Genomic DNA, 13,507 nt, shown 5'->3' with positions numbered 1-13,507 from the left:
TCCTTCAATTGGACGCTTTTGTTTGTTTAGTCTTCTATTAAAATTTCCAGTATTTTTATGGCAGCTTCGCTTATTTTGGTTCCGGGACCAAAAACGGCTACCGCTCCAGCGTCAAATAAAAACTGGTAGTCCTGCGTAGGAATAACACCACCTACGATAACCATAATATCTTCTCTGCCGTATTTTTTTAGTTCTTCAATTACTTGCGGAACCAATGTTTTATGGCCTGCAGCGAGAGATGAAACACCAAGTATGTGGACATCATTTTCTACTGCTTGTTTGGCAGCTTCCGCAGGTGTTTGAAAAAGTGGGCCAATATCCACATCAAAACCTACATCTGCATATCCTGTTGCTACCACTTTGGCTCCGCGATCGTGACCATCTTGTCCCATCTTGGCAATCATGATTCTTGGACGACGACCTTCTTGTTTGGCAAAGGTGTCAGCCAGTTGTTTTGCTTTTTCAAAACTCTTGTCGTCTTTTATTTCTTTACTATACACACCGCTAAAAGATTTAATTTGTGCTTTATACCTACCAAAAACTGTTTCCAAAGCATCACTAATTTCACCCAAAGTACAGCGATTTCTTGCAGCTTCAACGGCAAATTCCAGTAAATTTCCTTCGCCTGTTTGAGCACAAAGTGTTAATTTTTGAAGTGATTCTTTTACTTTGTCTGTATTTCTAGTTGCTTTAATACGTTCAAGTTGTTCGAGTTGTTGTTGGCGAACCATTTGGTTGTCTACATCTAGAATTTGCAGTGGGTCTTCTTTTTCAAGACGGTATTTGTTGACTCCAACAATTATATCTTGGCTACTATCAATTCGGGCTTGTTTGCGGGCAGCTGCTTCCTCAATCCTAATTTTTGGAATTCCGGTTTCAATGGCTTTTGTCATTCCACCTAATTCTTCTACTTCTTCAATGAGTTTCCATGCTTTTTCGGCAATTTCTTTGGTTAAAGATTCTACATAATAACTACCAGCCCAAGGGTCTACTGTTTTGGTGATTTTGGTCTCTTCTTGTAAATAGATTTGGGTATTTCGTGCAATTCGGGCAGAAAAATCGGTAGGTAAAGCAATTGCTTCGTCAAGAGCATTAGTATGTAAGGATTGTGTTCCTCCAAAGGCGGCGGCAGTTGCTTCGATACAAGTGCGCGCCACATTGTTGAAAGGATCTTGTTCTGTTAAGCTCCAACCCGAAGTTTGGCAATGCGTTCTCAGGGCCAATGATTTATCGTCTTTTGGATCAAATTGTTTTACCAATTTTGCCCAAATCATTCTTGCGGCCCTCATTTTGGCAATTTCCATAAAATGATTCATTCCGATAGCCCAGAAAAAAGATAGGCGAGGAGCAAAATCATCTATTTTCATACCGGTTGCCAGTCCTGTTCGAATGTATTCTAGTCCATCGGCCAGTGTGTAAGCCAATTCGATATCGGCGGTTGCACCTGCTTCTTGCATGTGGTAGCCTGAGATAGATATGGAGTTGAATTTCGGCATTTTATTGCTGGTAAATTCAAATATATCGGCGATTATTTTCATCGACGGCGTTGGAGGGTATATATAGGTATTACGCACCATAAACTCTTTCAAGATGTCATTTTGTATCGTTCCCGAAAGTTGTTCTGGTTTTACACCTTGTTCTTCGGCAGCCACTATATAAAAAGCCATAATCGGTAAAACAGCTCCATTCATGGTCATTGAAACCGACATTTCGTCAAGCGGAATTTGATCAAATAAGACTTTCATATCTTCAACAGAATCGATTGCTACTCCCGCTTTTCCAACATCGCCAACTACACGTTCATGATCAGAATCGTAGCCTCTGTGCGTGGGTAAATCAAAAGCGATGGAAAGTCCTTTTTGGCCTGCAGCAAGGTTTCGTCTGTAAAAAGCATTGCTTTCTTCGGCAGTAGAGAAACCGGCATACTGTCGAATTGTCCAGGGCCTGCGCACATACATTGTGGCATATGGACCACGTAAATTAGGCGCAAAACCCGCTCCAAATTCAAGATGCTCGATTGCTTCAATATCTTTTTCAGTGTAGTTTTGGTGTAATTCAATTCCCTCAGCAGTTAGGAAGTTCTTAGTTTGCAAACTGTAGTCTGCAGACTGTAAATCTACTTTAAGCTTTATATGTTGTAAATCTTTTCTTTTCATTTTTTTAGCCTTTAATCAATTTCGTTGTCTTATTACCAAATTGATTTTTATTGTTTAGTGAAGACTGAATTCTACAATCTGATTACTCTTCTGAAAGTCGTACTTGTTCTAGTTTTTCTGCCAATCGCTTTTCGATTATTGGAGTAATCAATGTTTTTCGGGGTTTTATTTTTATAAAAGGAAATAATTCTAATTCACCCTTCATTTTATCATTCTTGTTGGGGTATTTATTGGTTCCCAACAATGTTTCTTTTCCAGAATCAAATAATGCCTGTTCGGAATCAGCACTTTCTTGGATTTTTCTCTTAATTAAACCATCGTTCAATTGTTTTAAAAAACCACCATTAGCCTCTATGTCTTTGAATAATAATAATGCTTTTTCGGCTAATTGATTGGTAAGGTTTTCAATGTAATAACTGCCATCAGCAGGATTGTCAACTTTGTCAAAATAACTTTCTTCTTTTAGAATCAGTAATTGATTTCGAGCTATTCTATCGCCAAATTCATTGTCCTTATGGTACAATGCATCATAAGGTAAATTGGCAATAGTATCAGCTCCGCCAAGGATGGCACTCATACATTCGGTAGTGGTACGCAACATATTTACATTATAATCGTAAATGGTTTTGTTGCGTTTTGTTGGAGTCACCAATAGATGACAATCAAAATTGTGATTGTATTCTTTAGCTATTAGGGTGAAAAGGATTCGGAAAGCTCTTAATTTTGCAATTTCAAAAAAGTAATTCCCGCCTACGGAAATTTGGAAAACAATTGGGTGATTTATAGTCGAAATTCTGTTGAAATATTCATTGGCATGCGCCATACTATAGGCAATTTGTTGTACCATATTAGCGCCTGCATTTTGATACAAACTGCTATTTATACTGATTATAGAAAGTGAATTGGTTTCTATTGAAAGTTTTTCAATTGTCTCGAAATTGTTTTTTTCTTGGGTTTTATACCAATTTCCATCTTTTGCCAATTGTCCTATGGGGTCCAAAAGGCAATATATCGTTGCTTTTTTTTCTTTAGCAATAGCATCTATCTTTTTTACGAAATCGATTGAGAGAAAAGTAAAATGAAAGTATATTGGAATATTTTCTAGAGGAAGTTTGTCCAATAGTTTTGTAATGTTCACATTTTCTTCTGGAATAGTAAAACGTAAACTTTCGGCACCACGATGGATTGAATCTAACCCTTTTTCGATAGATTTCTCCAAATCATAAACAAAAATATTTTGACAAATTTTGAATTGAGTAGCTTTTGTTGAAACGGTATTTTTTTTAGTAAAATCTTCTTTATCATAAAAAGGTTTTACTTTGATATCTTCTGGAGAATTCCAAATTAGAGTTTCATTATAATCGGCTCCTTTGAGTTCAAATTGAATTTTTTGCTTCCAGAGTTTGGCTGAAACAGGGCTGAAATCATCGAATAAATTCTTAGCCATCTTTATTTTTTAATTAAATTAAAATGTGGTTGTATTATTTCTTTTTAAGAGAATCACTGTCAAATTCAACGATATAAATATCTTCACTATCTTTTTTCATATAGTATTTTTCACGGGCATATTTTTCAACTTGCATGGGATTTTTAAGTTGTTTGATGTGTTCTTCGTCTTTTTTTATTTCACCTTGGTAATAGGTAGCATTATCCTCTAGTTCATCTATCTGTTTGTTTAAAAAACGATGTTCAAAATAAGAATAATTATCTAAAAATACCATCCATGTAAAAAACGATAAAGAAACCCATACGTATTTGTTACTTAAAAATTTAAACCATGTTTTGTCTTTGAATGGGTTCTTCATTGGGAATATTTTTTAATCCAATTAAATGGGAGAAGTCAATTTATGGAGCATCTCTTCTATTCTATGTTATTGAAAAAAAAGCGCTTGTTAACAGGATATAAAATTACAACAAAATTATAAAATACGTTGGTTAATTACGGCACGAACTACATCTATAGCAACTGTATTGAATTTGTCGTTTGGGATTATAATATCTGCAAAAGCTTTAGTGGGTTCTATGAATTGTTCATGCATTGGTTTCAACGTATGTTGATAACGGTTTAAAACTTCATTCATATCTCTGCCACGTTCAGCAATGTCTCTTTTTAAACGGCGAATTAAACGTTCATCTGAATCGGCATGAACGTATATTTTGATATCGAAAAGTTTTCTTAATTCTGGATTTGTTAGGATTAAGATGCCTTCTACAATCATTACTTTTCTTGGATGCGTGATCACAACATCATCGGTTCTGTTGTGTTGTACAAAAGAATAGACGGGTTGATTTACAGTATTGCCTGCCTTTAATTCTTTAAGATGTTCTACTAATAATTCAAAATCAATAGCTCTTGGATGGTCAAAATTGATGTTGGAACGATCTTCGTAACTCAGATCGTGAGTTTCTTTATAATAGGAGTCTTGAGCAATAATACCAACTTCTGCTTCGGGTAATTCGTTCATGATTTGATGTACCACGGTTGTTTTTCCGCATCCTGTTCCTCCTGCAATTCCTATGATAAGCATAAAATATAAGTGTTTTGTTGAAGTTGTAAAAATAGTTTTTTTTATGATGGTATTAAACGGTTTATTCCACAAAAAAAGCCGAACATTGCTGTTCGGCTTTTTTGTCGGGGTGGCAGGATTCGAACCTGCGGCCTCCTGCTCCCAAAGCAGGCGCGATAACCGAGCTACGCTACACCCCGTAATTCGAGTGCAAATATAGTGTTTATTTCTGCTTTTCAAAGCAAATTTGTAAAATAAATAAAATTTATTTCGATATCACTTTTTAGGATTTATTAGAGCGTGAAATTTTTATAATAAAGAGTACATTTGTACATCAAAAAATAAAATATCATGTCAGATACAATTGAAAAAATAAAATGTCTTATTATAGGTTCTGGCCCAGCTGGTTATACTGCGGCTATATATGCAGCTAGAGCAAATATGAATCCTGTATTATATCAAGGAATGCAACCTGGTGGTCAATTGACAACTACAAATGAAGTTGAAAACTTTCCAGGATATGTTGACGGTGTTACAGGTCCAGAAATGATGGTGCAATTGCAAAGTCAAGCGCAACGCTTTGGAGCAGATATCCGTGATGGATGGGCTACTAGGGTTGATTTTTCTGGTGATATTCACAAAGTTTGGATCAATGATAAAATCGAATTGCATTGCGAAACGGTTATTATTTCTACAGGAGCTTCAGCAAAATATTTAGGATTAGATTCTGAACAGCATTATCTAAAAATGGGTGGTGGAGTTTCGGCTTGTGCAGTTTGTGACGGATTCTTTTATAGAAATCAAGAAGTAGTTATAGTTGGAGCTGGTGATTCTGCTTGCGAAGAAGCACATTATTTGTCTAAACTCTGCAAAAAAGTTACCATGTTGGTAAGGAGCGAAAAATTTAGAGCTTCAAAAATCATGGAAGAACGTGTTCGTAAAACCGAAAACATTACCATCTTGATGAACCACGATACAGTTGATGTTTTAGGAGATGAACAAGTAGTGACCGGTGTAAAAGCCAAAAACAAAACAACAGGTGAAGTGTTTGATATTCCGGCTACTGGTTTCTTTGTAGCAATTGGTCATCAGCCTAATACTGAAATTTTCAAAGAATATATAACGTTAGACGAAACGGGCTATATTGTGAATACTCCAGGAACTTCCAAAACAAATGTAAGTGGAGTTTTTGTAGCGGGTGACGCTGCGGATCATGTGTATCGTCAAGCGATTACTGCTGCAGGTACTGGCTGTATGGCTGCACTAGATGCGGAGAGATATTTAGCTTCTAAAGATTAATTTTTGTTTTAAAATAAAAAAGTCCCAAAATTTTTAAAATTTTGGGACTTTTTTTTATACGAAAAAATAAATAAACTCGGTGTGATTTTATTTTAGTTTTTTGATCAATTGCGCTTCGCCTAGAAATTTGCGTATTTCGATTTTTGGGGTTCCCAATAAGTTAATTTTAGAATTATCATTTGCATCTACAACTAGTGTAGTGTCTGTCATAATATTGCAAATGGAATTGCTTTCGGTAGTGGCATCTGCATTTTTTATTGTAAAATTAAAACCATTGAATATGCTGTTGTTGTCTAGTCTTATAATGGCATTTACTGCATCTCCTTCTATAATTGAAGTTGCTTTTTGATACATATCAAACGCTAAATCTACAGTAGAAATTAATGCTTTTATTTGAGCGTTTTTGCTTAGTTGAACTTTTGCTTTTTCGGATTTTAAATTCAATTCAATTTTTGATTTGTCATCTGCAATTAATCCGAAATTTTTTGAATTGACATTCAGATATAGTTTAGCAAAATCCAATGAAGTAAAGGTAATGTTTTCCAGTTGTATGGCTTCAATAGCATTTACAATAGCAATGTTTTTAGCAACAACAGACTTTAAATCATTTGTATATTTTATGCGTACTATCAATTTTTTGAAACTACTGGATTCTTTAGGAGTATAAATTCGAAGTGTTTTTTCTTTTAAATCAAAAGAAATATTTTCATGCAAATTATCGTCAGCTTCTATTTTTATTTCATTTTTAGAACCTTTTTCCAAGAATACAGTCAAGTTATCTTCAATTTCAAGTGCTGTAAATTCACCAATTTCTTTCGGTTTTTCGACAACTATTTTAGAGCCTTTTATGCGTTCCTTGTTTTGACCAAAAGTAATATTTGTTGCCAGTAGTAAAAATACAAGTAAGTGTTGAAATTTCATTATGTTAAATTTGGGTTGGATGCAAATATAAAAAAATCACCCACTTTTGATGGATGATTTTTGAAATATTTAGTATTTAAATGGTTTAATCTTGATGAATACTTCCTCCAGAATGTTCTTCTTTTTGAATCGATTTTGGAGTACCTTCATAGTTAATGCTTCCTCCACTAGAAGCCTCTGCTTTCAAACTGATTATTGGGTGCGTTTGAATTGAACCACCACTCGATACGTCAGCTACCACTTCATTAGCAAGTAGTTTACTGGCATCTATAGTCCCTCCACTTGATGCATGACTTTCTAAACGGATTGCTTTTCCATTGATAGTTTGAGAACTTCCACTACTAGCTTCAATTTGAATCGCCTCATATTCGGCACTTACATTAATAGAGGAAGCGCTTGAAGAAGAAATGCTTAAATTGTCACCTTTCAAAGTGTTATTGCTGTTTATTGTCGCTGCAGATGTGGCTTCTAGGCCTTCTATTACGGGCATTTTTACAATTACTTTTTTTGATTTAATATTAATAAAGTTACTGTATTTACACGTAATGATCAAAACACCATTCTCTACTTTTGTGATAATTTCGTTATGTAAATTATCATCTGCTTCAACAATTATCTCTGTTTTATCCGATTGTTCAATAACAAGATCTATAGCATTGTTTACTTCAACGCTTTTAAAATTACCTTCAACAGTTCTTTTTTCCTTGGTTATGTTTCCACTTCCTGTAATAGAATTCAAATTAGTACAAGATCCGAAAAATAAAGCCACTAACGTTACAATTAGAAACTGAGTGATTAATGTGATGACTTTTATCATGACTATTCTGTTTTAATAATTATACCATCTTTGTTGATTTTCAATTCTTTGAATTTTTTATTAGTTTTTACAGTCGAATCACTTTCAACCGTTACACCATCTTCATTAATAGTGACATTAGTTTCATTGTCATTAGTGTCAACATCATTGTATTCATTTTCATCGGCTGGACAATTCAAACATTTTGCTTTTATGTTTCCAACTTTATAAACATAATCATCTGAGCTATAATGTAAGTTAAAAAACTCATCATCAGATCGATCGTAATTTTCAACGCTTGAGTCGGTTTTAAAAAGTACTCCTTCAGGTAAATACAATGTAATTTCTACTTCCTGATCTCTAAATTTGTTTTTCAAATCGGTAATCAAATAATTGTCTAAGATCAATTGATTGCCTACGATTTTATAACCATACTTAATGGCGCTGGCTCTGTTTTTAGCTTCAGACAATGATTTTCCTTTAGCTTCTTTCTCAATTTTTATATAAGCATATTTTTCATCCGACTTCTCGATTTTAATGCTTACATCATTCGAATAAATGATGTCATTTTTCAAGGAATCTTGAGTAATTAAAAATTCATCTCTATCATCTACATCTTTCGCAAAATAATCATTGTGCTTGAATTTGATCAAAAGCGTATCAGCTGGTTTTAAATTAATGGTTTCTTTTTGTACCGATCTTCCATTTACCGCAAATGCAGTTGCTTGTTTGATTCCAATAGATATTGCCAATGAAACTGCAATTAACCAAAGTGCTAATAGGGTGTATTTAACAATATTTCCAACGGATTTCATATTGGGAGCCAACAATTTGAAACCTAATAATGTCATGAAAAAGAACGGAATTCCTACAGCAAAGAACATTATTAGTCCAAAAACCCAAACAGGATAATCCGTAAAGTTCCCCGCTTCTATAAAACTTTGCCAAGGAAAATTCATAGAAACACTAGTTCCCAATGTAAATACTCCTACAAGTAACATTACAAGTACAGCTAACCCCGACATTATTAAAATCACTCCCAAAAATTTAGCAAAAATTTTAAAAACGGTCATGATAAAATCACTAAAGCTATTTCCCAATTTCTCGGCACCTGTTTTTACTTGATTTCCAAATTTGTCGTAATCTGCATTTTTTATCTTTTCTGAAACGTTTTCAAATTCTTCACGAACTTTTTTTTCGATGTTCGAAATTGTAACTGGTTCACCAGTCATCTCCAATTTTTCTGATGTAGTAACCGCTTCTGGCATTACAATCCACAGGATGATATAGGCTAATACTCCAGTTCCCCATGCAAAAATTAGTATTAAAAGGAATATGCGTAACCAAACTTTATCAATTCCAAAATAATGTCCTAATCCAGCCAATACACCACCAACCATTCCGTTTTCTTTGTCACGGTATAATTTTTTGGTTCCGCTTGGAGTAGCATAATTGTTAAAACTAGAATTTGTTCCCGCTTCTTCTTCTATGATATAATCTTCTGGTTGCCCCATCACAGCGATCACTTCGTCAACTTCTCTAAGTGTAACTACGTGTTTTTCTGTTTTTTGTTTCTCAGTCAACAATTCTGAAACTCTCATTTCAATATCCTTGATAATCTCTTCTTGTCCAGATGATTTTGACAGCGAACGTTTTATAGCGTCAAAATATCGAGTTAATTTTTGGTATGCATCTTCGTCAATATGGAAGAACATTCCACCTAGATTTATATTTACAGTTTTGTTCATGACTATAGTTTTTGGTTGGTTATTAAGTTTACAGCATCCGACAATTCTGTCCAAGTGCCATCTAGTTCTTTTAAAAATGTTTGTCCTATTTCGGTTAGTCCGTAGTATTTTCTAGGTGGTCCCGATGTGGATTCTTCCCAACGATAATTGAGTAATCCGTCGTTTTTTAGTCGTGTCAAAAGCGGGTAAATGGTTCCCTCTACGACCAATAGTTTTGCGTTTTTTAAAGTATCTAATATTTCTGAGGTATAAGCATCTTTTTCTTTTAAAACCGATAAGATACAAAACTCAAGAACACCTTTACGCATCTGGGCTTTTGTGTTTTCAATGTTCATAATTTTTTAATTTGAGTTGATTTGATTTGTTGATGAAACTGTTCATTTTTTGATTGATGATTGATTAATATAATGATGATTTGGGCGTGACCCCGTTGAGAAAAGGGGCTTACTTATTGCGCCGCTCATTCAGCCCCTTTTCTCAACAGGGTCGGGCTATCCATGCTACTTCGGTAGCTTATTGCTATCCCTCACGCGATTCCAGTAAAACGAGATATTTAGAATGTATAAGAACTTTTATGAATTGTAATTTACTTTATAAAAGGAATGGTCAATGGATAATTGTATTCTTCTCCATTTGATGCTTTGACAGCAGCATAAATCACCAAAAAGAATTCGGCTATTTTTATGCAGGCAAATCCAAAAAGCGCCAAAACTCCAACTGTCAAAATTCCGATGCTATTGCCATAATCAAAATTTTCAAAAATAATGTCATTGTTGTTTACTAAATCATTGAAAGACACATTTTTTAAAACAGTATATAAAAAGATTGGAATAGCAATCATTGCCAAAATCAACGAATAAATTAATAGACTTAATTGAAAATTTAATGCTTGCTTGCCATTGTGATCGATAAATTGTGATTGGTCTTTTTTTGAAGTCCAAATAATGATTGGAAAAATATAGTTTCCAAACGGAATTAAATATTGGCTAAAAGTACTTAAGTGTGTAAGTGCTGCTGTGTTTCTTTCGGTTGAAGTTTCCATTTTTGATTTTTTTGATTTTTTGATTGATGATTGAATAAATGACTTACCTAGTAATTTCTTATGCAAATATATGTCTTAAGGAGAGTATCTTGTATCGCATAGTAGTATATATTAACAAAATATTAACAAAAACAACTATGTTTGAATGAAAATACCTCTAAAAGCAATGCGTTTATAGCAATTGGTTATTATACTGAAATTTTTATATCAAACGTATTGAATGGTTTATAGTGTTTTTTATCGCGTTTATAATGGCAAAGTCCAGGAATTTTGAACTCAGCCTTTTCCTTTTGTTATTTATCGGTTATACTGGTTCTATTGTATAAATGAAATTGTTTGGGTTTAGTTTATAATTGCTTTTATAATTAGGCTTTTAAGAATCAGAAAAGGATATTTGCTTTAATTATTGAATTTTTATATGTACGCATAGTATTTTTTGTATTTTAGCAAAAAAAATAATTAAATATGGAATTAACGGTATCAAAATTGAATCGATTTGTGCTTTTCAAATTGCCTTCGGCTTTTATATGTGGAGTTCGCGCGAAACACATTGACAATAATAAATGTGTCGTTTCTGTAAAACACCGTTGGATCAATCAGAATCCTTTTAATTCTATGTATTTTGCTGTTCAAGCAATGGCGGCAGAGTTGTCAACAGGAGCAATGGTGATTGATAAAATCCAGAAAAGTGGCAAGAAAATATCCATGTTGGTGGCTAATAATAAATCTAATTTTTCTAAAAAAGCAACGGGTAGAATTACGTTTATCTGCCAAGACGGGCATTTGATAGAAGAAGCAATTCAAAAAACAATTGCCAATGGCGAAGGCCAAACGTTTTGGATGAAATCAATCGGAACTAATGAAGAAGGAATCCAAGTTTCTGAAATGGATTTTGAATGGAGTGTGCGATTAAAATAATTGGATAAAATAAAAACAAAAAAAAAGCTTCGATAGAAAAACGAAGCTTTTTTTAATATAAGGCATTGCTGAATTAATAATTATATAGAAGACAACCTTAATTTCAAATTCTGTAGAGTTGTATCGTTAGGGGATTTAATATAAATCTGAGTCAAAAATAAACAAACTACAACGTAATAGTCTTAAAATTATATTAAATTTTTTGGTCAGAATAACAGTTTGTAATTTTTTATAAATTTTATTTCTAAAAAAAGATGACAATTTGACAATTTATAAGTTTTGGCAGTACTTTTGCAATCGAATTTAATGAATAAAACTATGTTTAAGAATTTTTTTAAAAATAAAAGCAATATGACTACAGAAAATACAGAATTCGATCAAGAAATAGATGATGTGACATTAGAAAATAATGCAAATGGCGAGCAAATTATTATTGAAGAATTAAGTGTTGAAGAGCAGTTAACACAAGATTTAGCAAAAGAAAAAGATAAGTTTTTGAGATTATTTGCAGAATTTGAAAACTACAAAAGACGTACTACAAAAGAAAGAATTGAATTGTTTAAAACAGCCAATCAAGAAGTGTTATTAGCGATGCTTCCTGTGCTAGACGATTTTGACAGAGCTATTGTAGAAATTAATAAGTCAGACGATGAGTTGTTAACCAAAGGAGTAGAGTTAATTCATGAAAAACTCAAAAGTACTTTGGTAGGTAAAGGTTTAGAAGTAGTTGATGTTAAGGCTGGTGATGCATTTGACGCTGATTTTGCTGAAGCTATCACTCAAATTCCTGCGGCGTCTGATGCCTTAAAAGGTAAAATTGTGGATGTTCTTGAAAAAGGATATAAACTTGGGGATAAAATTATTCGTTTTCCAAAAGTGGTAATTGGCAACTAAAAAATCAAATTACAAATCATAAATCCGTATTGGTGTGACAATTGGGTTTGACTCCCAGACTATTTTGGGATTAAAATTTGGAATTTACTTTAAATTATTATGAAAAAAGATTTTTACGAAATATTAGGCATTTCAAAAAGTGCAGATGCTGCCGAAATTAAAAAGGCATACCGAAAAAATGCATTAAAATATCATCCTGACAAGAATCCTGGCGACAAAGAGGCAGAAGAAAAATTCAAGTTGGCTGCTGAAGCATATGAAATATTAAGTGATCCTGCCAAAAAAGCAAAGTATGATCAATACGGTCATCAAGCATTTGATGGTTCTGGAGGATTTGGTGGCGGTCATGGCGGAATGAATATGGACGATATCTTTAGTCAATTTGGAGATATTTTTGGTGGTGGTTTCGGAGGCTTTGGCGGAGGCGGAGGCGGAGGTCCTCGTCGCGTGAAAGGAAGTAATTTACGTATCAAAGTAAAATTGACTTTGGAAGAAATTGCCAATGGTGTTGAGAAAAAAGTAAAAGTAAAACGCAAAGTTCAAGCTCAAGGAGTTTCTTATAAAACTTGTTCGACTTGTAATGGTCAAGGTCAAGTAATGCGTGTTACCAATACGATTTTGGGTAGAATGCAATCTGCCTCAACTTGTCCTACTTGTGGAGGTTCTGGTCAAATTTTGGACAGAAAACCAAACAATGCAGACTCTCAAGGAATGGTGGTAGAGGACGAAACTGTTTCTATAAAAATTCCTGCAGGTGTGGTTGATGGTATGCAATTGAAAGTTTCCGGTAAAGGAAATGACGCTCCAGGAAACAGTGTTCCAGGTGATTTAATAGTTGTTATCGAGGAGATCGAACACGAAAACTTGAAACGCGAAGGCGAAAATCTTCATTATGATCTTTACATCAGTTTTGCAGAAGCCGTTCTTGGAATTTCAAAAGATATTGATGCCGTAAATGGAAAAGTCAGAATCAAACTGGAAGAAGGTATTCAATCGGGTAAAATTCTACGATTAAAAGGGAAAGGGATTCCAAGTATCAATGGTTATGGTAGTGGAGATTTATTAGTTCATGTAAATGTATGGACTCCAAAAACCTTAAACAAAGAACAAAAACAGTTTTTTGAAAAAGCCTTAACGGATGATAATTTTACTCCGAACCCTGAAAAATCAGACAAATCATTTTTTGAAAAAGTAAAAGATATGTTTTCTTAATCTTTTTTAAAAAT

Annotated in this window: 13 protein-coding genes and 1 tRNA gene; 4 read left to right on the top strand and 10 right to left on the bottom strand. The window is 33.7% G+C overall.

Annotated elements, in window-relative coordinates; genetic code table 11:
• Positions 1 to 26: 26 nt before the first annotated feature.
• From scpA to OYT91_RS09020, 5 genes are all read right to left on the bottom strand, one after another.
• Entirely contained in the window at positions 27 to 2,156 is a 2,130-nt protein-coding gene (gene scpA, locus OYT91_RS09040; protein WP_281237700.1) for a methylmalonyl-CoA mutase, read from the bottom strand.
• An 82-nt stretch (positions 2,157 to 2,238) separates the two neighbouring features.
• Positions 2,239 to 3,603 (bottom strand): methylmalonyl-CoA mutase subunit beta, encoded by a 1,365-nt coding sequence (locus OYT91_RS09035; protein WP_281237699.1) that lies wholly within the window; start codon positions 3,601 to 3,603, stop codon positions 2,239 to 2,241.
• Positions 3,604 to 3,637: 34 nt separating this feature from the next.
• Positions 3,638 to 3,961: an FtsB family cell division protein gene (locus tag OYT91_RS09030; protein WP_281237698.1), complete on the bottom strand. Its 324-nt coding sequence runs from the start codon at positions 3,959 to 3,961 to the stop codon at positions 3,638 to 3,640.
• Positions 3,962 to 4,075: 114 nt separating this feature from the next.
• Positions 4,076 to 4,684 (bottom strand): uridine kinase, encoded by a 609-nt coding sequence (udk, locus tag OYT91_RS09025; protein WP_269222072.1) that lies wholly within the window; start codon positions 4,682 to 4,684, stop codon positions 4,076 to 4,078.
• A gap of 104 nt (positions 4,685 to 4,788) precedes the next feature.
• Positions 4,789 to 4,863 (bottom strand) — tRNA-Pro (locus OYT91_RS09020).
• Positions 4,864 to 5,014: 151 nt separating this feature from the next.
• On the opposite strand from OYT91_RS09020, the gene trxB reads away from it, so the two are divergent.
• Positions 5,015 to 5,962 carry a thioredoxin-disulfide reductase gene (gene trxB, locus OYT91_RS09015; RefSeq protein ID WP_281237697.1) on the top strand — a complete coding sequence of 316 codons (948 nt, stop codon included), beginning with the start codon at positions 5,015 to 5,017 and terminating at the stop codon, positions 5,960 to 5,962.
• 87 nt (positions 5,963 to 6,049) lie between these two features.
• On the opposite strand, the gene OYT91_RS09010 is transcribed toward trxB, so the two are convergent.
• The 5 genes from OYT91_RS09010 to OYT91_RS08990 all read right to left on the bottom strand — a co-directional run bounded on the left by OYT91_RS09010 (position 6,050) and on the right by OYT91_RS08990 (position 10,469).
• Complete coding sequence (locus OYT91_RS09010; protein ID WP_281237696.1) at positions 6,050 to 6,883, bottom strand: GIN domain-containing protein; 834 nt, start codon at positions 6,881 to 6,883, stop codon at positions 6,050 to 6,052.
• A gap of 85 nt (positions 6,884 to 6,968) precedes the next feature.
• Positions 6,969 to 7,700, bottom strand: a complete 732-nt coding sequence (locus OYT91_RS09005) for a head GIN domain-containing protein (protein WP_269222075.1) — start codon at positions 7,698 to 7,700, stop codon at positions 6,969 to 6,971.
• Positions 7,701 to 7,702: 2 nt separating this feature from the next.
• Positions 7,703 to 9,427, bottom strand: a complete 1,725-nt coding sequence (locus OYT91_RS09000) for a PspC domain-containing protein (protein WP_281237695.1) — start codon at positions 9,425 to 9,427, stop codon at positions 7,703 to 7,705.
• Positions 9,428 to 9,429: 2 nt separating this feature from the next.
• Positions 9,430 to 9,762 (bottom strand): PadR family transcriptional regulator, encoded by a 333-nt coding sequence (locus tag OYT91_RS08995; RefSeq protein WP_269222076.1) that lies wholly within the window; start codon positions 9,760 to 9,762, stop codon positions 9,430 to 9,432.
• Between the two features lie 251 nt (positions 9,763 to 10,013).
• A complete protein-coding gene (locus OYT91_RS08990; RefSeq protein ID WP_281237694.1) occupies positions 10,014 to 10,469 on the bottom strand; it encodes a DUF4870 domain-containing protein in 456 nt (151 codons plus the stop codon).
• A gap of 465 nt (positions 10,470 to 10,934) precedes the next feature.
• On the opposite strand from OYT91_RS08990, the gene OYT91_RS08985 reads away from it, so the two are divergent.
• From OYT91_RS08985 to dnaJ, 3 genes are all read left to right on the top strand, one after another.
• Positions 10,935 to 11,387 carry a DUF4442 domain-containing protein gene (locus tag OYT91_RS08985; protein WP_281237693.1) on the top strand — a complete coding sequence of 151 codons (453 nt, stop codon included), beginning with the start codon at positions 10,935 to 10,937 and terminating at the stop codon, positions 11,385 to 11,387.
• A gap of 318 nt (positions 11,388 to 11,705) precedes the next feature.
• On the top strand, positions 11,706 to 12,281 hold the full coding sequence (locus tag OYT91_RS08980; RefSeq protein ID WP_432419411.1) for a nucleotide exchange factor GrpE: 576 nt from the start codon (positions 11,706 to 11,708) through the stop codon (positions 12,279 to 12,281).
• A gap of 99 nt (positions 12,282 to 12,380) precedes the next feature.
• Positions 12,381 to 13,493, top strand: coding sequence for a molecular chaperone DnaJ (gene dnaJ, locus OYT91_RS08975; RefSeq protein WP_281237692.1), 1,113 nt, complete (start codon positions 12,381 to 12,383; stop codon positions 13,491 to 13,493).
• Positions 13,494 to 13,507: the final 14 nt, after the last annotated feature.

Origin of the sequence: Flavobacterium praedii, assembly GCF_026810365.1 — a bacterium.
GTDB classification, from domain to species: Bacteria; Bacteroidota; Bacteroidia; order Flavobacteriales; family Flavobacteriaceae; genus Flavobacterium; species Flavobacterium praedii.
This window is presented reverse-complemented; position numbering and strand designations above follow the sequence as displayed.

Excerpts from the sequence above, each read along its gene's own strand:
- OYT91_RS08990 (WP_281237694.1), bottom strand. The coding sequence starts at position 10,469 with ATGGAAACTTCAACCGAAAGAAACACAGCAGCACTTACACACTTAAGT.
- OYT91_RS09005 (WP_269222075.1), bottom strand. The coding sequence starts at position 7,700 with ATGATAAAAGTCATCACATTAATCACTCAGTTTCTAATTGTAACGTTA.
- udk (WP_269222072.1), bottom strand. The coding sequence starts at position 4,684 with ATGCTTATCATAGGAATTGCAGGAGGAACAGGATGCGGAAAAACAACC.
- OYT91_RS08995 (WP_269222076.1), bottom strand. The coding sequence starts at position 9,762 with ATGAACATTGAAAACACAAAAGCCCAGATGCGTAAAGGTGTTCTTGAG.
- OYT91_RS09000 (WP_281237695.1), bottom strand. The coding sequence starts at position 9,427 with ATGAACAAAACTGTAAATATAAATCTAGGTGGAATGTTCTTCCATATT.
- OYT91_RS09035 (WP_281237699.1), bottom strand. The coding sequence starts at position 3,603 with ATGGCTAAGAATTTATTCGATGATTTCAGCCCTGTTTCAGCCAAACTC.
- trxB (WP_281237697.1), top strand. The coding sequence starts at position 5,015 with ATGTCAGATACAATTGAAAAAATAAAATGTCTTATTATAGGTTCTGGC.
- OYT91_RS08985 (WP_281237693.1), top strand. The coding sequence starts at position 10,935 with ATGGAATTAACGGTATCAAAATTGAATCGATTTGTGCTTTTCAAATTG.
- dnaJ (WP_281237692.1), top strand. The coding sequence starts at position 12,381 with ATGAAAAAAGATTTTTACGAAATATTAGGCATTTCAAAAAGTGCAGAT.
- scpA (WP_281237700.1), bottom strand. The coding sequence starts at position 2,156 with ATGAAAAGAAAAGATTTACAACATATAAAGCTTAAAGTAGATTTACAG.
- OYT91_RS08980 (WP_432419411.1), top strand. The coding sequence starts at position 11,706 with ATGTTTAAGAATTTTTTTAAAAATAAAAGCAATATGACTACAGAAAAT.
- OYT91_RS09030 (WP_281237698.1), bottom strand. The coding sequence starts at position 3,961 with ATGAAGAACCCATTCAAAGACAAAACATGGTTTAAATTTTTAAGTAAC.
- OYT91_RS09010 (WP_281237696.1), bottom strand. The coding sequence starts at position 6,883 with ATGAAATTTCAACACTTACTTGTATTTTTACTACTGGCAACAAATATT.